A 22443-nucleotide genomic window follows, 5' to 3' on the forward strand; every position below is an offset into this window, starting at 1 on the left:
GATATATATATTTGTATTTTTAAGTAATATTATTGCATTTTATATTACTATCATATGATTTTATATATCAATATAAATATATTATAAAGATCAAATTATCTTTTTTATCTTGAAAGTTTTATTTATCTAATACAGAGAGTTTATTATCGTGTTTATTAAAAAAATATCTGGTTCTGTAGCATTATCATCATTTCGTATAGAAATGCTTATAAGAAAATTAAAAGAAAATGGTATTAATATACAAAATATTTATACAAGATATGAATATTTTGTTCATTTACATAAAGAATTAAATAATACAGAGAAAAGAACATTGAATGGAATATTGTCATTAAATGACAATATTCCATTCAATAATCAATTTGATTTAGAATTTTTAGTAATTCCTAGACCTAGTGTAGTATCACCTTGGTCTAGCAAGGCGACTAATATTTTGCATAACTGTGGTTTAAATGTAGTAAAAAGAATTGAAAGAGGTATTAGTTATTATTTTTTGATGCAAAACCAGCAAAATATATCATTTAATGATTTATTAAATTTATCTGTAGATAAATATTTATACGATAAAATGTCAGAAAGATTGGTAGATAATAATTTTGATTTAAAATCAATATTTTTAGAATACAAACCTAATCCAATTAAGATACTTGATATTATCAAAAATGGCATCATAGAACTTGAGAATGCTAATAAAGAATTAGGATTATCATTATCAAAAATTGAAATAGATTATTTATTTAATACATTTATTAAATTAAATAGAAATCCTACTGATGCTGAAATTATGATGTTTGCTCAAGCAAATAGTGAACATTGTAGACATAAGATTTTTAATTCTAATTGGATTATAGATGGTATCAAACAACAATATTCTTTATTTGAACTTATCAAAAATACTCACAATTCTCAACCAAAAAATACAATTGTTGCATATTCAGATAATGCTGCAATAATCAAAGGTCGAAATATTACTAGATTTTACCCATCATTTGATTTAATTAACAATAATAAATATCAACATGATGTTACTACTATGCATAGTATTATAAAAGTGGAAACTCATAATCATCCTACTGCAATTGCTCCATTTTATGGTGCCTCTACTGGAGTTGGAGGTGAAATTAGAGATGAAGGAGCTACAGGTAGAGGTTCTAAACCAAAAGTTGGTTTATCTGGTTTTACAGTTTCTAATTTATGTATAGAAGATTTTTTTCATGATTGGGAAAAAAATAGTATTCATCCTCCATCAAATATTTCTAATGCTTTAGAAATTATTATAGAAGGCTCTATTGGATGCTCATCTTTTAGTAATGAATTTGGTCGTCCTAATATCTTAGGATATTTTCGTGTATTTGAACAAACAATTCAAGGAGTACACTGGGGTTATCATAAACCTATTATGATAGCAGGTGGATTAGGAGAAATAGATGCAGAATTATCACATAAAAATTTAATAAATTCTGATTCATCTGTACTAATTCAATTAGGAGGTCCTGGTTTTAAAATTGGTATAGGTGGTGGTGCTGCTTCTAGTTCAAATATTGGAGATAATTTAGAATATCTCGACTTTAATTCTGTACAAAGAGATAATCCAGAAATGCAAAGAAGGGCTCAAGAAGTCATAAATAGATGCTATCAAAATAAAGATTTAAATCCAATAATTTCCATACATGATGTTGGTGCTGGTGGATTGTCTAATGCATTTCCAGAATTAGTAAATGATTCGAAAAAAGGTGCTATTTTTGATTTAAGTAAAATACCAATAGAAGATTATAGTTTATCTCCATCTGATATATGGTGTAATGAATCACAAGAAAGATATGTATTAGCTGTTAGTTTGGATAAATTAGATTATTTTAAAGCAATAGCTAATAGAGAAAAATGTCCCTATGCAATTGTAGGATTTGTTACTGATGAAAGAAAATTACAATTAGTTGATAAGATCAATTATCCAATTGAAAAAATAGATATTGAATATTTTAAAAATAAAATAGAAAGTAATACTAAAAAATATATTGATTTATCAATGAATGCAATTATTGGAGATTTTCCTAAAATAACACGTAATGTATACAAAAAATACATAATAAATGATGAAATTGATTTATCAAAAATTAAAGATAATTTAAAAATTATCTTAAATAAAATTTTAAGTCATCCAACTGTTGCTAGTAAATCTTTTTTGATTACTATTGGTGACCGAAGTGTTACAGGGTTAGTTGTTAGAGATCAAATGATTGGACCATGGCAAATCCCAGTATCTGATTGTGCTGTAGTTTTATCAGGATATGACGAATTTTATGGTAATGCTTTATCAATAGGTGAAAGGACTCAATTATCAATAATTAATCCTTCTGCGTCTGTTCGTATTGCAATTACAGAAGCTATTACTAACATTTTATCCGCAGATATTAATGATATTAATGATATCAAATTATCAGCTAACTGGATGGCATCTTGTGGTTCTCCAGGACAAGATGCTGCTTTATATGAAGCAGTAGAATCAGCAAGCATTTTTTGTCAAAAAATAGGTTTATCTATACCTGTAGGTAAAGATTCTTTATCTATGAAAACTAGTTGGAATGATAAAATAGTAATTTCTCCAGTATCTTTAATTGTATCTGCTTTTTCTATAGTAAATGATGTTAGAAAAACTTTAACACCTCAACTTAATAATAATTTTGATACTATATTATTATTAATTGATTTAGGCAAAAATAAAAATCGTCTTGGAGGTTCTATTTTATCGCAAATATATGAAGATTTTGGCAATGAAATGCCGGATTTAGATAATCCTAATGATTTATTAATGTGTTTCCATGCAATCAAAACTTTAAAAGATGAAAATTTAATTTTATCTTATCATGATCGTTCAGATGGAGGTCTTTTAGTAACATTAATAGAAATGTCTTTGTGTAGTAGAATAGGATTGACTATAAATTTAGATAATTTTATAAAAGATGCTACTAATATAGATGAAAAATTTATTATCAAATCATTGTTTAATGAAGAAGCTGGAATTGTTATTCAAGTTTCCAAATATAAATTAAATTTAGTTCAAAATATTCTGAAAAAATTTAATTTATTTAATTGTTCTTATCAAGTAGCTGAATTAAACAAAAATAAGAACATTGAAATATTAAGTAAAGATAAAATCATCTTGTCAGAAGAGATAAAAAATTTGGGACTAGCTTGGAGTGAAAATAGTTATCAAATTTCTAAATTAAGAGATAATCCTTCTTGTGCAAAAGAAGAATTTTTATTATGGAATAATACAGATGATCCAGGACTAAATTATATTATACCATTTGATTACAAGAAAAATATTGCTATGCCTTATATAAAATCTAGTATTTCAAAACCTAAAGTAGCTATATTAAGAGAACAAGGTTGTAATAGCCATATTGAAACTGCTTGGGCATTTGATTCATGTGGTTTTGATGCTATAGATGTTCATATGTCAGATTTATTAGATAAAAAAATTAGCTTAAAAAATATGCAAGGACTAGTTGCTGTAGGTGGGTTTAGTTATGGTGATGTATTAGGTGCAGGTCAAGGTTGGGCTAAGACAATTAGATATAATCAAATATTATTTGACCAATTTTCTGAATTTTTCACAAGAAAAGATACTTTTTCATTAGGAATATGTAATGGATGTCAAATGATGTCATCATTATCTGATTTAATTCCAGGAGCAGAATCTTGGCCAAAATTTATAAGAAATAAATCTGAAAAATATGAATCTAGATTAATAAATATAGAAATATGTAAATCACCTTCTTTATTTTTTTCTGGTATGGAAGGATTGAGAATTCCAATTGTTGTAGCACATGGAGAAGGTTGTGCTGATTTTTCATCTTTTAATCATTTGCCAAAATATTTTGCTTGTGCTCATTATGTAGATCATTTTGGAAATAATACTGATAAATATCCTTATAATCCTAATGGTAGTTATGATGGATTGGCTTCTTTGACATCAGCTGATGGCAGAGCTACTATTATAATGCCTCACCCAGAACGAGTAACTAGAAATGTTATGTTTTCTTGGAATCCTAGTAATACTTTTACTAACAGATGTAATGATATAGATTATAGTCCATGGATGAGAATGTTTCAAAATATTAGAGCTTGGATAAAATAATTTTTATTCTAAGTTTTGAATTTGTTCTCTCATTTGTTCTATTAAAAGTTTTAATTTTAATGATAGATTTACTATATCAATAGAGAACGATTTAGCCATCATAGTATTTATTTCTCTTTGTAATTCTTGAATTAAGAAATCTAATTGTTTTCCAGGACTTTTTCTTAATTCAAGATTTTTAATATCTTTATTTTTTAAAATATTTCGTATAGATAAAATATGAATTTTTAATCTAGAAATTTCTTCATGAATATCAGTTTTTATTAAATATAAATAAATTTCATTAATAACTCTTTCTTTCAATTCATTTTCATTAATATGATTTTTAGTTAAGTTTGTTAATTTTTTAATATTTTCATTTAATTTATTAAATATATTTGTTTGATAAATATTATATGATTCTAACATTAAGTTAGAAATTTTTTCTAAAATTATCTCAAATTCTTCTGATTGTTTAATAAGTATTTCAGATAATATTTTACCTTCTTTAGATTTACCATTTTTTAAATCTTCTATAGAATTATTAAGTAAATTTTCACAAATACTATCTAATTCTATATTATTAGAATTTTTATGATTTTTTTGACAAAAATCTATTATTTTTAAAAAATCTGGATATTGTGTATTAGGTATAATACTTTTAATTAAATTTATTTTTTTCGATAAATCATGAATTTTTTCAACATTTATATTGTTAAATGTATAATCATCATAATATATAATTTCTATTTTTAGATATATTCTACCTCTTAATATATTTTTATTAATTATTTTATGTATTTTAGTTTCTAAATGATTAATTTCTTCAGGAATATTTATATGAATATCTAAATATCTACTATTAATGCTTTTAATATCTATATATATTTTGCCATATCTAAAATTTAATGAATTATGACTACTTGATGTCATACTATTAATCATCTTATATCTCCTTAATGTTTATAATTTTCTATATAAAATATGAATAATTCAATCTTTAAAAGACAATCAGGTCGTTATTATGATCAATTACGTGAAATTAAAATTACTCATAATTTTACTAAAAATGCAGATAGCTCTGTTTTAATTGAAATGGGTAATACAAAAGTACTTTGTAATGCAACTATATTAAATAAAGTACCTAACTTTATCAATGAAAAACAACAAGGATGGATTACTGCTGAATATAGTATGATTCCAAGTTCTACTTTGCAAAGAAATATTAGAGAAGTTATTTTAGGAGAACAATCTGGAAGATCAAAAGAAATACAACGTTTAATTGGGAGAGCTATTAGATCTTCAGTTAATCTTAAAAAAATACATGGAAAAACTATACATATAGATTGTGATGTATTAAATGCTGATGGAGGTACAAGATGCGCAAGCATTACTGGTGGTTTTATTGCAACTTATGAAGCTATTAAAAAATTAGATTATGATACTGATGATACAATAAAAAATATTATAGCAGCAGTATCTGTAGGGAAATTAAATAATAATGTTTTACTATTAGATATGGATTATTCAGAAGATTCTTCTTGTGAAGTAGATTTGAATATTGTTATGAACAATAAAGGAGATATTATTGAAATTCAAGGATCTAGTGAAAAAAATCAATTTAGTAGAAATTGTTTAAATAAAATGTTAGATTTAGCTTTTCAAGGTATTAATCAAATAATAAACCATAATTTTAAATAATAAAAAATAGGAACATTATTTGTGAAAAAATTAAATATAAAAAATTCTGTTAAAGAATGGCTATTTTATATAGAAAATATACATAATAAAAATATTGATATGGATTTATCGAGAATAAATATTGTATTTTCAAAATTAAACTTAAATTTTAATAATACAATAAAATTTACAGTAGGTGGTACTAATGGTAAAGGATCTATATGTGCTACTTTAGAATCTATATTAATAGCCGCAGGATATAGAGTTGGTAAATATACTTCTCCACATTTAATTAAATTCAATGAAAGAATTCAAATTGATGGACAGCTAGTTGATGATAATTTGTTATTAGAAGCTTTTATAAAAATAGAAGAAGTAAGAAGTAACATTAGCTTAACATATTTTGAATTTACAACTTTAGTAGCATTATATATTTTTTATATTCAAAAATTAGATATTATAATTCTCGAAATTGGATTAGGTGGTCGTTTAGATGCCGTAAATATCATTAATACAGATTGTGCTATTATTAGTAATATTAATTTAGATCATACAGAAATTTTAGGTAATAATATAGAAAGCATCGGTTTTGAAAAAGCTAATATTTTTAGAGCGAATAAACCAGCTATATGTGGAGATACAAATCCACCTATTTCATTATTAAATTATGCAAAAAAATTATCAGCTAATTTATTTATATTAGGTATAGATTTTGATTATTCAATTAATGATAATACATGGACATATAAAGGAAAAAATTTTATTTTAGATTATATAAATTTTCCTAAAATGCATGGAAACAATCAAATTATCAATGCATGTAATTCTTTAGCAGCTCTTGATATGATGTCTAATGTATTAAAAATTGAGAAAAATATTATCAATATTGGTCTACAAAATGCTTTTATTCCAGGACGTTTTCAAATAATTACAATTGATAAAAAAACAATAATATTAGATGTAGCACATAATGGTCATGCTGCAAATATATTATTTGAAAATTTAAATAATATGAAATCTTTTTATAAAAAAACTTATGCTGTTTTTGGAATGTTAAAAGATAAAGATATAGATATAGTAATAGATAAATTTTTAAATATAATAGATATTTGGAATTGTACAAGTTTAAAACATTTTAGAGGGTTAACAAGTGATGAAATTTATAATAAAATTTCTGATAAAATAAGTAAAAATACTAATATATATAAATTTGATAATCCTCAAATAGCATTTATGAATGCTATGCAAAAATCTAGTGAATACGATAGAATTATCGTATTTGGCTCATTTTTAACAGTTTCTCCAATTTTAGAAAAATTACAACTAATTTAAAATTATGAGATAATTATATTATGATCAAAAATAAACAAATTATATATTATTTTTTTATTTTAAAAAAAGTAAATATTTTTTATTGTTTTTTAATATTTTGTATGATGTTTTCATATATAAACTATTACATAAAAAATGATCAAAATATTGTTCAAAAATATATAAAATCAAATAAATTTGTTAATATTATAGAAAATAATGAATTTTATAAAAGAAGTTATATTAATAAAATATTTATTAAACATAATATAAATTTTTTTGTAATACAAGTAGCTACTTATTCTTCTGAGAATGAAGCTTGGAATAGATATAGAATATTTAAAAATGAATTTTGCTTAAATGCTTTTATAGAAAAAGTTTTAATAAATAATGAAATAAAATTTCGTTTACTTGTAGGACCTTTTAGAAATATAGAAGTAGCTAATAATGTAAAAAATAAATTATTTATATTAGGCTACAATAATAGTGTAATTTTAAACAGTGAATAAACTTGACATATTGATATTAGCAATATTATTAATATCAACAACAATAGGATTATGCAAAGGTTTTATTAAAGAAGCTATGTCTTTATTATTCTTTATATTATCATGTTATGTATCTATATTATATTCACCATTATTATATTTATTTATATCTAAGTATATAAATGATGGTATTGTATGTAACATATTTTCCTATTTAATTATTTTTTTTTTAGTAATAATCTTACTAGGTTTAATAAATAAAAATTTGTTAATTTTTATTAAATATTCTGGTTTTTCATCAATTGATCATACTTTAGGTGGTATTTTTGGTGCTATTAGAGGTATATTAATACTTTCTATGATAATATTTATAATAAATATGACACCAATAATTTATGAACTGTGGTGGTCAAATTCTTTATTTATTAAGTTAATTAATCAATTAAATCAATTTTTAAAAAGTTATTACCAAATTTATTTTTTGATATAAACAATTCATTATTAGGAGCTTTCTATGTGTGCAGTTGTTGGAGTTATAGGTAAATCACCAGTTAATCAACTGTTGTATGATAGTTTACTATTATTACAACATAGAGGTCAAGAAGCTGCTGGAATTGCAACTTTACATAATAATAAATTTTATCTATATAAATCTAAAGGATTGGTAAAAGATGTTTTTCATAAAGAAGCAATGTTATCATTATTAGGTCATAGTGGGATAGGACATGTAAGATATTCAACAGCTGGATCCAGTTCAAGTGAAGAAGCTCAGCCTTTTTATGTAAATTCACCTTTTGGTATTACTCTTTCACATAATGGAAACTTAACTAATACCGATGAATTAAGAGAATATTTATATAAAAATTCAAAAAGGCATATAAATACTACTTCTGATTCAGAATTATTAATTAATATATTTGCAGATGAATTGAGTTACGCTAGTTTAAATTTTAATTATATAAATGATGATATAATTTTTAAGGCAGTTTCAGAATTACATAAAAAAGTGAGAGGTGCTTATTCTGTAATCTTAGAAATTTCAGGGTATGGTATAGTAGCATTTAAAGATCCTTATGGAATTAGGCCTTTATGTTTTGGATATCAAAATACAGAAAAAGGTAAAGAATGGATGATTGCTTCTGAATCTGTAGCGTTAGAAGGTAATGGTTTTAATATTGTAAGGGATGTTAATCCAGGAGAAGCAATAATTATTAATTTAAATGGTGATTTCTCTCATAAACAATGTGCTAATAATCCTAAATTAATACCATGTTTATTTGAATATGTTTATTTTGCTCGCCCAGATTCATTAATGAATAATGTATCAATATATGAAGCTCGTTTATGTATGGGTGAATATTTAGCTATGCAAGTTGCAAAAACTATTAATCTTATGGATATAGATATCGTAGTACCTATACCTGATTCCTCCAGACCATCTGCTATGCAATTAGCAAATTTTTTAAATATAAATTATAGAGAAGCATTAATTAAAAATCGCTATATAGGCCGTACTTTTATTATGCCTGGACATTCTTCTCGTCGTAAATCTGTTAAACAAAAGTTAAATGCTATTGGATCAGAATTTAAGAATAAAAATGTACTTTTAGTAGATGATTCAATTGTTAGAGGAAATACTAGTTTAGAAATTGTGGAGATGGTTAGAGCAGCTGGTGCAAAAAAAGTATATTTTGCTTCTGCTGCACCTCAGGTAAAATTTCCAAATGTTTATGGCATAGATATGCCTAATAAAACAGAACTTATTGCACATAATAAAACTAATGAAGAAATAGCTAAATCTATTAAAGCAGATCGTGTAATTTATCAAAATATAGATGATTTAAAAAAATCTATACAAAAATTTAATAATTCAATTAATGAATTTGATGCTTCATGTTTTGATGGAAAGTATATTACAGGAGATATAGATGATAACTATTTTAATAAAATAAGCAATAGAAATAACTAACATAGTTAATTCTTTGACAAAAATATTAACTTAATATTAATAGTTATTAATATTAAAAAGTACAAAATACTCATAAAAAACCAATAAATATTTTCTGATGAACATATGGTGTATATACCAAATATATTTGGAGCAATGGAGTCTAATTTAAAATTATTTATTAATATTTCTATAATATTTGTACTACATATATCATTATGATTTAATGAATTAATTTGTATGTATGTTATTATTAACCATATTAAAATTAATAATATTGAGATTAAATTATATATATTTTTCAAAAAATTATTTAAAAATTTAATAAAAAATAGTCTATAAAATAATAGTGATATAAAAAATATTAATATGTATATTATTCTTTGGAATATACACCAAGAACATAAAGTATTTTCAAAGAAAAATTGACCAATAAAAGATATAACAACAGCAAACAAAGAAAGTATTGTATTTACTAATAATCTTTTTATGAATTTACTGTTGTTATCTTTCATATCTAAGAAATACTTAATAACATAGCAGAAACAACATCTTTTAAACCATCCCAAGATACTTGTATACCTAAACATAGCATTATAAAAGATGATATTTTAATAAAAACAGCAGTACCACTTTTACCTAATTTATCAAGTAACTGTGCTGCAAATTTCATACATATATATAGTGAAATAGCTGCTAATGTTATACCTGATATTATACCTAATAAGCTAGGTATAAAGCTATATGTATTATTACTTAGTATAGTAACACCTATCGTTATCGATCCTGCTATAGCACCTGGACCACAAGTTATAGGGAACGTCAATGGATAAAATGATAAAGCTTGTATTTGATCTTTTGATAATTCCTCTTTGTTATTTTCATGAGATAATTTTTCTTGCTCATTTGAGTTTACTAATTTCCATGCGCTATAAGCTATTAATAAACCACCTCCTATCTTTACTATAGATAAAGAAATTCCAAAAAAATTTAATATAGTACTACCAATAAGTACTACTGCTGTTAGCATTAATACTATATTAATAGAAATTTTTTTAGCTAAAATTAATCTTGTTTCAGGGGATAAATTTTCAGTTACAGCTAAAAATATTGGAGCTATAGCTGGTGGATTTAAAAATGGCAGTAAAGTGGCTAATGTAAAAAAAAACCCTTTTGTTAAAGACATTGAATATTCTTGAAGTATCATATGTTTAATCAGTAAAAATTAGTTATATATTTATATAAACACTACAATCTTAAAAGAAAAAATATTTTTATATTTTGTAGTAAACTATTTTTTTAAATAAATTCAAAAGTAATTATTTAAAATTTTTCTATAAAATTCCTCCTCCATAAAATTTTAATTATATAAAATAAAAGATAATAATCATTATATTGTTATATTTATTTATAATAAGGAGCTAAATGTTATATTTTTATTACTAGAAATAAAATTAGGAATTTTCGGCATATTAGCTGAAATTGTTAAAACTTCACATCCAGAATCTTTTACTAATATTGCATGTTCCCATTGTGCTGATAAACTTCTATCTTTTGTAATAACAGTCCAACCATCATTTAAGTGACTAATTTCTTTTTTACCAGCATTAATCATAGGTTCTATAGTAAATAATAATCCAGTAAAAATTTTCATTTGAGTTTTAGGTGTACCATAATGTAATACTTGTGGTTCTTCATGGAAATTTTTGCCTAAACCATGACCACAAAATTCTCTAACTACTGAAAAACCAGATTTTTCTGCATGTTGTTGAATTGCGTGTCCTATATCACCAAGATAAGCACCATTTTTTACTTTTTCAATACCTTTCCACATACATTCATAAGAGATCATTGATAAATGTTTTGCCAAAATTGATACTTCACCAACATAAAACATACGACTAGTATCGCCAAACCATCCATTTTTAATAATAGTTACATCTATATTAAGTATATCACCTTTTTTCAATTTTTTATTACTTGGTATACCATGGCATACTTGATGATTAATAGAAGTACATATAGAACTAGGAAATGGTGGATTTCCATAACCAATAGTTGCAGATTTTGCTTTTAATGTTTCTGTTATATATTCTAAGCATAATTTATCTAATTCTGCAGTAGTGATTCCTTCTTGAACATAAGGAGTTATAAAATCTAAAACTTTTGCTGCTCCTTGGCAAGCTAGCCTCATATCATCTAAGTCAGATTGATTTTTGATAATAGTCATTTTAATTTATTAAAAACTTAAGTAGTTAAAAGATAATAAAAATAGTAAAATAATAATTAATATGTTTTTATTATTCTAATAATATTCATTATATCAATACTCCATTATGGATGTATATAAAAAAGATTATTAGAAATAATATAATATATTTGATAGTCATTTATATTTAATAATAAAAAAACAATAGCACAAAATCAAGGGTGTTGAGAGTTCAATGCTAAAGTGCTATAAGTTATAACCCTTGGAGAATCATTATGTCATTAATGAAAGAAATGCTAAATGCAGGTGTACATTTTGGACATCAAACTAGATATTGGAATCCTAAGATGGCTCCTTACATATTTGGACATCGCAATAAAATTCATATTATCAATCTAGAAAAAACTGTTGAAAAATATATAGAAGCTAATAATTTTGTTAAAAGATTGATATCAGAGAATGGTAATATTCTATTTGTTGGTACTAAAAGAGCAGCAAGGGAAATTATATCACAAGAAGCAGTACGTTGTGGCATGCCTTATGTTTATTCTCGTTGGTTAGGTGGAACATTAACTAATTTCAAAACAGTAAAAACTTCTGTTAAAAAACTAAAAAAAATGGAATCACTTGTATCAGATGGTTCTATTAATAAAATGATTAAAAAAGAAGGATTATTATTTCAACGTGAATTAGATAGATTAAATAAATCTATTGGTGGCATTAAAGATATGTCTAATTTACCTGATGCACTTTTTATAGTAGATGTTGGATATCATAAAATTGCAGTAGCAGAAGCTAAAGAATTAGGTATTCCTGTAATAGGAATTGTAGATACCAATCATTCTCCTGATAATATAGATTATATAATACCTGGAAATGATGATTCTACTAAAGCAATTTCTTTATATGTAAAAGGTATTGCTGATTCAATTATTCATGCTAAAGAACAAAAATTAAATAATATGTTAGAAAAAATAGATAATAATGCAGAATTTATAGAGTTTAAATAATATTTTTTATAAAAATGGAGTTTTAAAATCAATGATACAAATAAGTGCTGTAATGGTTAAGCAACTGAGAGAAAAAACAGATGCTCCTATGATGGAATGTAAAAAAGCATTAAGTGAAGCAAATGGTAATATGATCAAAGCTGAAGAAATTTTAAGAATCAAACTAGGATTAAAAGCTAGTAAAACAGCTTCTAGATTAGCAACAGAAGGACTAATAGGCTATTATATTTCAAATGACAATAAAGTAGGTGTATTAGTAGAAATAAATTGTGAAACAGATTTTGTTACAAAAAATGATGAATTTATTTCTTTTACAAATAAGATTGCTCAAATTATTGCTATTCATAATCCAAATAATATTGATGAATTATCAAAAATGAAAATTTCTGATAATTTATCAGTAAATGATATGAGATTGAATTTAATTGCTAAAATAGGAGAAAATATATCTATCAGACGCTTTAATAGAATGGAGACTAATAACCAAATAATAGGTTATGTACATAACAGTAGGTTAGGTGCATTAGTTACATTTGATGGTGATATTAATGTAGCTAAAGATATTGCTATGCATATAGTAGCTAATAAACCTAAAGCTTTAGATATTAAAGATGTTAATAGTGAAGATGTAGAATTTGAAAGAACTATTGCTGAAAAAAAAGCCAAGGATTCTGGCAAGCCTGTAGAAATTATTAAAAAAATTATTGATGGTTCAATAAACAAATTTTTAAAAGAGATTACATTATTAAATCAAGCATTTATTAAAGATGAAAATGTAAGCGTAAAATTATTTTTACAAACACATAATACTAAAATATATAATTTTAGTTTATATATTGTTGGTGATGGATTTGAAAAAAAAGAAAATAATTTTGCAGATGAAGTAGCTTTAACAGTAGCAAATATTAAAAAATAAAAAATTGTATAGCAAATAAATTTTTAGAGTAGCTATTTTTATTACATATATAATGTGAATATTATTTATGAACAATCGAACATATGAAAGAGTTTTATTAAAATTATCAGGTGAATCTTTAATGGGAGAAGATTCTTTTGGTATAAATCGCTCTAGTATTATAAGAATTACTGATGAAATTACCAAAGTAATGTCTTTGGGTATTTCTTTAGCTATAGTTATAGGTGGTGGTAATATTTTTCGAGGTGTTGCTCCTGGAGCTCAAGGTATGGACAGAGCAACAGCAGATTATATGGGTATGATGGCTACTGTAATGAATGCTTTAGCATTAAAAGATGCACTTAAATATAGCGGTATTGATGTTCGTGTACAATCAGCTCTAAATATAGAACAAATAGTCGAACCTTATATTAGACCAAAAGCATTACGTTATCTAGATGAAGGTAAATTAGTAATATTTGCTGCTGGTACTGGAAACCCTTTTTTTACTACAGATACTGCTGCAGCATTAAGAGCTGCTGAAATTGGTGCTGAAGTTGTAATTAAAGCTACTAAAGTTGATGGTATATATAATACAGATCCTATAAAAGATGTAAACGCAATACGTTATTCACATATAAGTTTTGATGAAGCAATAGTACGGCAAATTGCCGTTATGGATGCAACAGCTTTTGCTTTGTGCAGAGATCAAAAAATACCAATCAAAGTTTTTTCTATAAATAAAGCTAATGCTCTTTTAAGAGTTATTACTGGAAAAGATGAAGGCACTTTAGTTCATATTTAATAAAATTAATAAGGAAACCTATGCTTATAAATGAACTGTATAAATCCACTAATGAACGTATGTTAAAATCTATAGAAAATTTAAATATAAATTTAATGAAAATTAGAACAGGAAGAGCACATGTTGGAATTTTAGATCATATTAATGTATCATATTACGGATCTAATGTACCAATAAAACAATTAGCTAGTCTTAATCTTCTTGATTCTAGAACTATAGCAATACAGCCATATGAAAAGAATATTTTATCTACTATAGAAAAATCTATTAGAGAATCTGATTTAGGTGTTAATCCCATAAATTTAGGTAATATGATAAAAGTACCTATGCCTAGCTTGACTGAGGAACGTAGACGAGATTTAGTAAAATTAGTTAAAATAGAAGCTGAAGATACTAAAATATCAATTAGAAATTTACGTAGAAATGCTAATGAGTCTTTAAAAAAATATTTAAAAGATAAACTTATTTCAGAAGATGAAGAAAGAAGATCTCAAGAAGATATACAAAAATTAACTAATAATCATATATCTGAAGTAGATAAAATAATCATAAAAAAAGAACGTGAAATAATGACTATATAGTCATTATTTCTTTATATATTGATATCTATTTATTAGATATAGCTTAATTTCTTATGCATTCTGATATTAAAAAAAATAAAATTTTTCCTGATAAGAGTATTCCAAAACATTTAGCGATAATTATGGATGGTAATGGGAGATGGGCTTTAAAAAAATCTCTGTCTAGACATTCAGGACATTTAGAAGGTGTACATACTGTTCATAAAATTATAAAAGATTGCTTACATTACAAAGTAAAATATCTTACACTATTTGCTTTTAGTTCTGAAAATTGGCGACGTCCTATAGAAGAAATTACTAATTTAATAACAATTTTTATCAATGTATTAAAAGCAGAAATGGATAGAATCACTGATAGTGGTATATGTTTTAATGTTATAGGTAATCTATCAGTACTTGATATTAATTTAAGAAAATTAATTTTAGAAGCAACTAATAAAACATTGAATAATAAAAAATTATATTTGACTTTAGCTATAAATTATGGTGGTAGATGGGATATATTACAAGCTATAAAATCAATGTTATCTAATAATAAAGATATTCATAAAAATATGGATATTATAGATGAAAAGTTTTTTTCTAATTATTTATCTATGTCTTGGGCACCAGACCCTGATCTTATTATTAGAACTGGTGGAGAGCAAAGAATATCTAATTTTTTAATTTGGAATTTAGCTTATACTGAAATTTATTTTACTAATAAATTTTGGCCAGAATTTAATTCTATTGATTTAGAATTAGCCTTAAATTGGTATAGTACAAGAGAAAGGCGCTTTGGAGGACTAAATGTCAATAAAAATAAAATATTGAAAGTGCAATAAAAATGTTAATAAACAGAATTTTAACTTCTATTATGTTAGTTTTAGTGTTATTGATATCTTTCAAAAATTATTATTTTTTTGCTATATTACTGACATTGACTTTTTCATTATTATTAATAGAATGGCTTTCTCTTACTATATATAACAATCATAATTATGATATACATATTTTTATAATTTCAATTTTACTAATGTTTTATATATTTTATTGCTTTGAAAAAAATAATATATTAGTCCCATTAATTTATAATTTTGTTATTCCTTTAGTAGTTTTAATATGGTTATTCATTATAACTCCTTATATTTTATATATTATAATTAGTAAAAAAAAATATAAATTGAATTTATTTTGGTCATTTTTTGCATTACCAGCTTGTGTATCTGCATGGTTTTCTATAATTTATTTTTATCAACAATTTGGTGGATTTTTTATTGTTACATTATTTTCTGTAGTTTGGAGTGTCGATATTTTAGCTTATTTTATAGGTAAGTTATTTGGTGGATATAATATAACATATAATATTAGCCCGAATAAAACCATATCAGGATATATTTCAGGTATTTTAGGATCTATAATATGTATATATATACATACTTTTTTTAATGGAAGTTTTGGTTTTTTTCTATTTGAAAAATATAGCTTAAAAATTACTTTAATAATTGCTGTATTTTTAGGATTTATTTCTATTATTGGGGATTTATTTGAATCTTTATTAAAAAGATGTAAAGATTGTAAAGATTCAGGTAAATTATTACCAGGTCATGGTGGAATATATGATCGTTTAGATTCTATATTACCTATTGCTCCAATAGCAATAATATTATGTGGAGTATAATATTGAAAAATATAAAAAATGTTGTGATTTTAGGTTCTACAGGTTCAATTGGTAGTAATACTTTAGATGTTATTAATGATCATCCTGATAAATTAAATTTATTTTGTATAAGTGGATTTTCTAATATAGATAAATTGGCATATCAATCAATTAAATATAAATCTGAATTTGTAATAGTACCAGACCAAAAATCATATAAATATTTTTCTGAATATTGTAAAAATAAATATGGTTTTATTTTTTCTAAAATACTTATAGGTAATCAAGCACTAATTGATATAGTAAGTGATAGTTATTGTGATATAGTTGTATCGGCTATCGTTGGTTTAGCTGGATTATCATCTACTCTTGCAGCAGCTAATGCTGGAAAAAAAATATTATTAGCTAATAAAGAATCTTTAGTAGCTGCTGGTCATTTATTTATGAACTCCATTTCAATTCATAAAGCAGAAATTATTCCTATAGATAGTGAACATAATGCTATTTTTCAATGTCTTAATTATTCTAGCAAATATAATAAAAATAATAATAATGTAAAATATATAAATAAACTATGGCTTACAGCATCTGGAGGGCCATTTAGATTATATACTACTCATCAATTGCAAAATGTTACAGCAGAAGATACTTGTAAACATCCTACTTGGAAGATGGGAAAAAAAATTTCGGTTGATTCTGCTACGTTATTTAATAAATGCTTAGAAATTATAGAATCATATTGGTTATTTAATATAGATTATAATAATATAGATGTATTAGTACATCCTCAAAGTATTGTACATGCAATTGTAGAATATATTGATGGTTCTTCTTTAGCTCAATTAAGTAATCCTGATATGAGGATTCCAATATCATATGCTTTAGGATTTCCAGAAAGAATACATAATAAAGCATTTCATTTAGATTTAAGCAAAGTTAAAAATTTAGAATTTTATAAACCAGATATTATTAAGTTTCCTTGCTTATCTTTATATAAAACTGTTTTAAATATTGGTCAAGGAGGTTGTGTAGCAATGAATGCTGCTAATGAAATAGCAGTAAATTGGTTTTTGAAAAATACAATAAAATTTACTTCTATATATTTAGTAATAATAGAAGCTATAAATTGGTACATAATTAATATAAATAAATTTTCCAAAGATTGTTCTAATTTAGATGAAATTTTGCTAATTGATAATGAAATTCGTAAATTTACAGAATCATTTATATCTAAAAATATTAATAAACTTTAATGAGTAATAAATCGAATTGGAGTTTAAATAGAATGATGTTTTTTATAACTAGATGTTTTATTAGGTTTATAATTTTTATCTTATGTATTTTTTTTGTAACTGAAGTATATTCATTAGATAATATTTATATTAAAGATATAAATATATTAGGATTACAAAATATCGATAAAAATGTAATATACAAAAATATTAATTTTTCTAAAAATCAATATATTAAAAAAGAAGATATATCTAAATCAATTAATTTATTATACAAAACTGGATTATTTGATAATATACAATTTGATATTAAAAATAATATCGTTAATATAACTCTTGATGAATTTCCAATTATATCTTCTATTTCTTTTAATGGTATAAAAAGTTTTGATATTAATTTAATTAAAAAATCTTTTTCATCTTTTTCAGTTATAGAAGGAGAATTTTTGAATCCAAATTTTCTAAAAGAAGCAATATCTTCGTTAAAAACACAGTATATAAATATTGGAAAATATAATACACAGGTTAATATTGAAATTAAACAGTTAGATACTTTAAAAGTATCTATTAGCATTAATATCTCTGAAGGTAATGTACCCATTATAAAAAATATAAATTTTATAGGAAATCATGCATTTAGCAATAAAATTTTATTTAATATCATGGAACTAAAAGAAACTAATTGGTTAAGTTGGTATAATCATAATGATAAATTTCAAAAAAATAAATTGAATATAGATATTAAAAATTTGTATAAATTTTATTTAAATAGAGGATATTTAGATATATTTATTGAAAAACCGCAAATATTGCTTTCAAATGATTTGAAATATGCTTTCATATCTTTAAATATCAATGAAGGTAATATATATAATATTAGCTCTATAAAAATTGAAGAAAATATTAATAATATAGAAAAAAATTTAGATCTAGAAAATTTATTAAAAATCAAAAAAGGAGATTTATTTTCTATCACTAATATTAATAATAGTATTCAAAATATTAAAGAAAATCTTAACAAAAATGGTTATGCATTTGCAGAAGTAAATTTTACAACTAAAAAAAATTATTATAAAAATGAAGTTGAAATTATATTTCATATTAAATTAAATAATCGTATTTACGTCAATCGTATTGAAATTAATGGAAATACAATAACTGATGATATTGTTATTAGAAGAGAACTTGATCAATCTGAGTTTTCAATATTTAATCCTAATAATATTTTAAGCTCTAAAAAACGTTTAAATCGTTTAGGTTTATTTAATAATATTGATTATATTATTACACCAGCTAACAATTTAGAAAATTTTGTAGATATTAATATTGATATTAATGAAAAAAATACTGGATCTATTAATTTTGCTATTGGTTATGGAGCTGAAGATAAATTAATAATATCAGGTAATATAAATGAAGCTAATTTATTTGGCAGTGGAAAAAGTTTATCCATAGATCTAAATACTAGTCAATATAATGGAATAGGAAGTATTTCTTATAAAAACCCATATTTTACACAAAATGGAATTATTCAAAATTTATCATGTTTTTATAAAACTAATAATACTTGGAGTAATAATAATTACTATATTAAATCTAAGGGCATAAATATAGATTTTAATATTCCTTATGCAAAATATCAAAATTTATTGATTGGAAGCTATTTAGAAAATGATAAAATTTATTTAACTAATAGATCATCTGATTATTTAAAAAAATATATAAATCAATATGGACATATTGTTAATTCTTTGATATTAAATGCTGGATTAAATATTGATACTAGAGATAGTTTAATATTACCAACTTGTGGATATTTTACAAAATTCAATATCTACACTTCTACATTAAATCTAAAATATTATCATACTAGTATGCAATTTCAATATTATATTCCATTTAATAATAATAAATACATTTTATATTTAAATAGCCTTTTAGATTATGGTACTAGTTATAGTGATCTAGATTTTCCTATTATAAAAAATTTTTATGCTGGTGGTATAGGTACTGTGCGTTCATACAGCACTGGATCGTTAGGTCCCAGAGATAATAAAACTGGTGAATTTTTAGGTGGAACAAAACGCATAGTAGCTAATGCTCAACTTTATATGCCAGTATCTAAAAAATATTATCTTGGTAATGATTTACGTTGGTTTATTTTTGGAGATGCAGGTAAAATATCAGCATATACAGATTTAAAGAATAATTGTGGTAATTTAGAAAATAAAATTGAAAATCCATGTGATTTTAAACTTTCATATGGTATTGGTTTTTCTTGGATATCACCTATTGGTTTGATTCAAGTGTCTTATGGTTACCCTATAAATAAGAAAAAAGGTGATATTATACAAAATTTACAATTTCAAATAGGTACAAATTTTTAAAATTACATCATTAATTTTTATAAATTATTTACTAAAGTAGGATTAAAAATGCAAACATCACTTAAATTATTTAATAATATTAAAATATTTCATAAATTTTTTAATATAATTTTATTTATAATATTTATATTTTTTTCTAATATAGCTTATTCTCAATATATTAAAATAGGTTTTGTTAATACAGAACGTATATTAAGAGATTCAGAGCCAGCAAAAATTTCACAAAAGAAAATAGAATCTGAGTTTAAACAAAGAGATGATGAATTACAAAAATTATCTCGTGAACTACGTGAAAAATTAGAAGAATTTGATAGAGAATCTACTATATTATCTGATCATGAAAGAATGAAATTTCAAAGAGATTTAAGTAATTTAGATAATGATTTACAAAGAAAGCGTAGAGAGTTTCAAGAAGATTTTAATCGTCGTAGAAATGAAGAATTTTCTGTTATAGTATCAAAAGCAAATGAAACTATAAAACGTATTGCACAACAAGAAGATTATGATTTGATTATTCAAGATGCTGTTACAGTAAATCCTAAAATTGATATAACAGAAAAAGTTATGATAACTTTATCTAAATAATATGTAATCTTAAATAAGCTATTTTTACATATTAAAAAAAATAATAACTTATAAAATTTTTCAAATAGAAAATCTTATATTATATATATGATGAAAATTTATTAATAATATTGGATAACAAATAAATGATTATATATAAGACATTATTATAATATAAAATCAATTATGAAATTATTATCAAATAATATTTTATTAATTGCAGGTGTAGATGAAGTAGGAACTGGAGCTTTAGCAGGTCCTGTTTATGCTGCTGCAGTTATAATAAATTATAAAAAATGTATATCTGAATTAAAAGACTCTAAATTACTATCACATATAAAACGACAAAATTTATCAGAAAAAATAAAAGAACATGCTATAGATTGGTCTATAGCATGTTCTTCTGTGGAAGAAATAGATAATAATAATATATTATATGCATCTTTATTGGCTATGAATAGAGCAATTAAAAATTTAAAATATATTCCTAGTCATATTTTAATAGATGGGTTACATGCTCCTGCTAACTATAATAAAAATACAAAAATCTTTACTATAGTAAAGGGTGATTTGTTTATACCTACAATTTCTGCTGCTTCAATTTTAGCAAAGACAGCTAGAGATTTAGAAATGATAAGATTACATACAATTTATCCACAATATCAGTTTGATAAAAATAAAGGATATGGTACTGCATTTCATATAAAAATTTTGAAATCATTAGGTCCTTGTAATATCCATAGAAAAAATTTTCATCCTATAAAGAGATTCTATAAAAATGAAAATGAAACTAATAACATCAAAAGAAAATAAAGAATTTAAATATTTATCAAAATTGTATAAATATTTTGGGAAGAAAGATAAAGTTATTATAGAAGGATTAAGACTATGTTCTTTATGGTTAGACAATTATGGATTACCAGAAAAAATTATAATTAATAATGATCATATTCATAACCAACAAATTACAAATATAATTAATAATAAAAATATAAAAAATATTTTATTAATAAATAATCAATTAATGAATATATTAATAAATTCTAAAGGAACATATAATAAAGACATAATTTTTATTGTAAATAAGCCTAAGCCAGAATTTTTAGGGAATAGAATTGATGATAATTGTGTAATACTTGAAAATATCCAAGATCCAGGTAATGTAGGTAATATAATTAGAACTTGTGCTGCTGTTGGTATAAAAAAAATTTTTTTAAACGATAAATGTGCAACTCCATGGTCTTCAAAAGTATTAAAAAGTTCTCAAGGTGCTCATTTTTTTATAGATATATATGAAAATAGTGATTTAAATAATATTATCAATATATTAAATATACCTTTAATTAGTACTTCTTTGATAAAAAATTCTATGAATTTATATGATACAAAATTACCTAAAATTTGCGCATGGTTATTTGGTAATGAAGGAAATGGTATTTCTCATGAAATGAATTTAAAAGCTAATTTAATAATTAGCATAAAGCATAATAATATAGATTCATTAAATGTAACATCAGCAGCAGCCATATGTTTATTTGAACACAGACGTCAATTTTATTTATATAACAAATAAT

The 22443-nt window shown here is 23.6% G+C and carries 21 protein-coding genes; 17 read left to right on the forward strand and 4 right to left on the reverse strand.

What is annotated here, in order from left to right; genetic code table 11:
* The first annotated feature begins 145 nt into the window (after nt 1-145).
* The gene (purL, locus tag CKSOR_RS01465; RefSeq protein ID WP_108673827.1) at nt 146-4141 is read left to right on the forward strand and encodes a phosphoribosylformylglycinamidine synthase; all 3996 of its coding nucleotides are present in this window, start codon (nt 146-148) and stop codon (nt 4139-4141) included.
* A gap of 3 nt (nt 4142-4144) precedes the next feature.
* Here purL and CKSOR_RS01470 read toward each other — a convergent pair whose 3' ends face one another.
* Complete coding sequence (locus CKSOR_RS01470; protein WP_108673828.1) at nt 4145-5065, reverse strand: endoribonuclease YicC domain-containing protein; 921 nt, start codon at nt 5063-5065, stop codon at nt 4145-4147.
* 39 nt (nt 5066-5104) lie between these two features.
* Here CKSOR_RS01470 and rph point away from each other — a divergent pair, with 39 nt between their 5' ends.
* From rph to purF, 5 genes are read left to right on the forward strand one after another with little or no spacing between them, the layout of a single operon-like run.
* A complete protein-coding gene (gene rph, locus CKSOR_RS01475; RefSeq protein WP_108673829.1) occupies nt 5105-5821 on the forward strand; it encodes a ribonuclease PH in 717 nt (238 codons plus the stop codon).
* Between the two features lie 21 nt (nt 5822-5842).
* Complete coding sequence (gene folC, locus CKSOR_RS01480) at nt 5843-7132, forward strand: bifunctional tetrahydrofolate synthase/dihydrofolate synthase (protein ID WP_199919613.1); 1290 nt, start codon at nt 5843-5845, stop codon at nt 7130-7132.
* A gap of 20 nt (nt 7133-7152) precedes the next feature.
* Nucleotides 7153-7620 carry an SPOR domain-containing protein gene (locus tag CKSOR_RS01485; RefSeq protein WP_108673830.1) on the forward strand — a complete coding sequence of 156 codons (468 nt, stop codon included), beginning with the start codon at nt 7153-7155 and terminating at the stop codon, nt 7618-7620.
* Nucleotides 7613-8089, forward strand: coding sequence for a CvpA family protein (locus CKSOR_RS01490; protein WP_108673831.1), 477 nt, complete (start codon nt 7613-7615; stop codon nt 8087-8089). Before CKSOR_RS01485 ends, CKSOR_RS01490 begins: the two co-directional genes overlap by 8 nt.
* A gap of 24 nt (nt 8090-8113) precedes the next feature.
* Nucleotides 8114-9568: an amidophosphoribosyltransferase gene (gene purF, locus CKSOR_RS01495; protein WP_108673832.1), complete on the forward strand. Its 1455-nt coding sequence runs from the start codon at nt 8114-8116 to the stop codon at nt 9566-9568.
* A 5-nt stretch (nt 9569-9573) separates the two neighbouring features.
* Here purF and CKSOR_RS03650 read toward each other — a convergent pair whose 3' ends face one another.
* The 3 genes from CKSOR_RS03650 to map form a co-directional block, all read right to left on the reverse strand.
* Nucleotides 9574-10137, reverse strand: a complete 564-nt coding sequence (locus CKSOR_RS03650; protein WP_108673833.1) for a disulfide bond formation protein B — start codon at nt 10135-10137, stop codon at nt 9574-9576.
* Complete coding sequence (locus CKSOR_RS01505; protein ID WP_108673834.1) at nt 10065-10754, reverse strand: MarC family protein; 690 nt, start codon at nt 10752-10754, stop codon at nt 10065-10067. Before CKSOR_RS01505 ends, CKSOR_RS03650 begins: the two co-directional genes overlap by 73 nt.
* A 201-nt stretch (nt 10755-10955) precedes the next feature.
* Nucleotides 10956-11777, reverse strand: coding sequence for a type I methionyl aminopeptidase (gene map / locus CKSOR_RS01510; RefSeq protein WP_108673835.1), 822 nt, complete (start codon nt 11775-11777; stop codon nt 10956-10958).
* Between the two features lie 254 nt (nt 11778-12031).
* Between map and rpsB the strand changes: the two genes are divergently transcribed.
* From rpsB to CKSOR_RS01565, 11 genes are all read left to right on the forward strand, one after another.
* Nucleotides 12032-12766, forward strand: coding sequence for a 30S ribosomal protein S2 (gene rpsB / locus CKSOR_RS01515; RefSeq protein ID WP_108673836.1), 735 nt, complete (start codon nt 12032-12034; stop codon nt 12764-12766).
* Nucleotides 12767-12797: 31 nt separating this feature from the next.
* Nucleotides 12798-13682 (forward strand): translation elongation factor Ts, encoded by an 885-nt coding sequence (gene tsf / locus CKSOR_RS01520; protein ID WP_108673837.1) that lies wholly within the window; start codon nt 12798-12800, stop codon nt 13680-13682.
* A gap of 67 nt (nt 13683-13749) precedes the next feature.
* Entirely contained in the window at nt 13750-14466 is a 717-nt protein-coding gene (gene pyrH / locus CKSOR_RS01525; protein ID WP_108673838.1) for a UMP kinase, read from the forward strand.
* 20 nt (nt 14467-14486) lie between these two features.
* On the forward strand, nt 14487-15047 hold the full coding sequence (gene frr, locus CKSOR_RS01530) for a ribosome recycling factor (RefSeq protein ID WP_108673839.1): 561 nt from the start codon (nt 14487-14489) through the stop codon (nt 15045-15047).
* Between the two features lie 53 nt (nt 15048-15100).
* A complete protein-coding gene (uppS, locus tag CKSOR_RS01535) occupies nt 15101-15871 on the forward strand; it encodes a polyprenyl diphosphate synthase (RefSeq protein WP_199919614.1) in 771 nt (256 codons plus the stop codon).
* A 2-nt stretch (nt 15872-15873) separates the two neighbouring features.
* The gene (locus CKSOR_RS01540) at nt 15874-16707 is read left to right on the forward strand and encodes a phosphatidate cytidylyltransferase (protein WP_108673840.1); all 834 of its coding nucleotides are present in this window, start codon (nt 15874-15876) and stop codon (nt 16705-16707) included.
* Between the two features lie 2 nt (nt 16708-16709).
* Complete coding sequence (gene dxr / locus CKSOR_RS01545; RefSeq protein ID WP_161539536.1) at nt 16710-17939, forward strand: 1-deoxy-D-xylulose-5-phosphate reductoisomerase; 1230 nt, start codon at nt 16710-16712, stop codon at nt 17937-17939.
* Nucleotides 17939-20305, forward strand: coding sequence for an outer membrane protein assembly factor BamA (bamA, locus tag CKSOR_RS01550; RefSeq protein WP_108673842.1), 2367 nt, complete (start codon nt 17939-17941; stop codon nt 20303-20305). Before dxr ends, bamA begins: the two co-directional genes overlap by 1 nt.
* A gap of 48 nt (nt 20306-20353) precedes the next feature.
* Complete coding sequence (locus CKSOR_RS01555) at nt 20354-20890, forward strand: OmpH/Skp family outer membrane protein (protein WP_108673843.1); 537 nt, start codon at nt 20354-20356, stop codon at nt 20888-20890.
* A gap of 165 nt (nt 20891-21055) precedes the next feature.
* Nucleotides 21056-21682, forward strand: a complete 627-nt coding sequence (locus CKSOR_RS01560) for a ribonuclease HII (protein ID WP_108673844.1) — start codon at nt 21056-21058, stop codon at nt 21680-21682.
* Nucleotides 21648-22442, forward strand: a complete 795-nt coding sequence (locus CKSOR_RS01565; protein ID WP_108673845.1) for a TrmH family RNA methyltransferase — start codon at nt 21648-21650, stop codon at nt 22440-22442. Before CKSOR_RS01560 ends, CKSOR_RS01565 begins: the two co-directional genes overlap by 35 nt.
* Nucleotide 22443: the final 1 nt, after the last annotated feature.

It is taken from the genome of Candidatus Kinetoplastibacterium sorsogonicusi, assembly GCF_003072465.1.
Lineage (GTDB): Bacteria > Pseudomonadota > Gammaproteobacteria > Burkholderiales > Burkholderiaceae_B > Kinetoplastidibacterium > Kinetoplastidibacterium kentomonadis.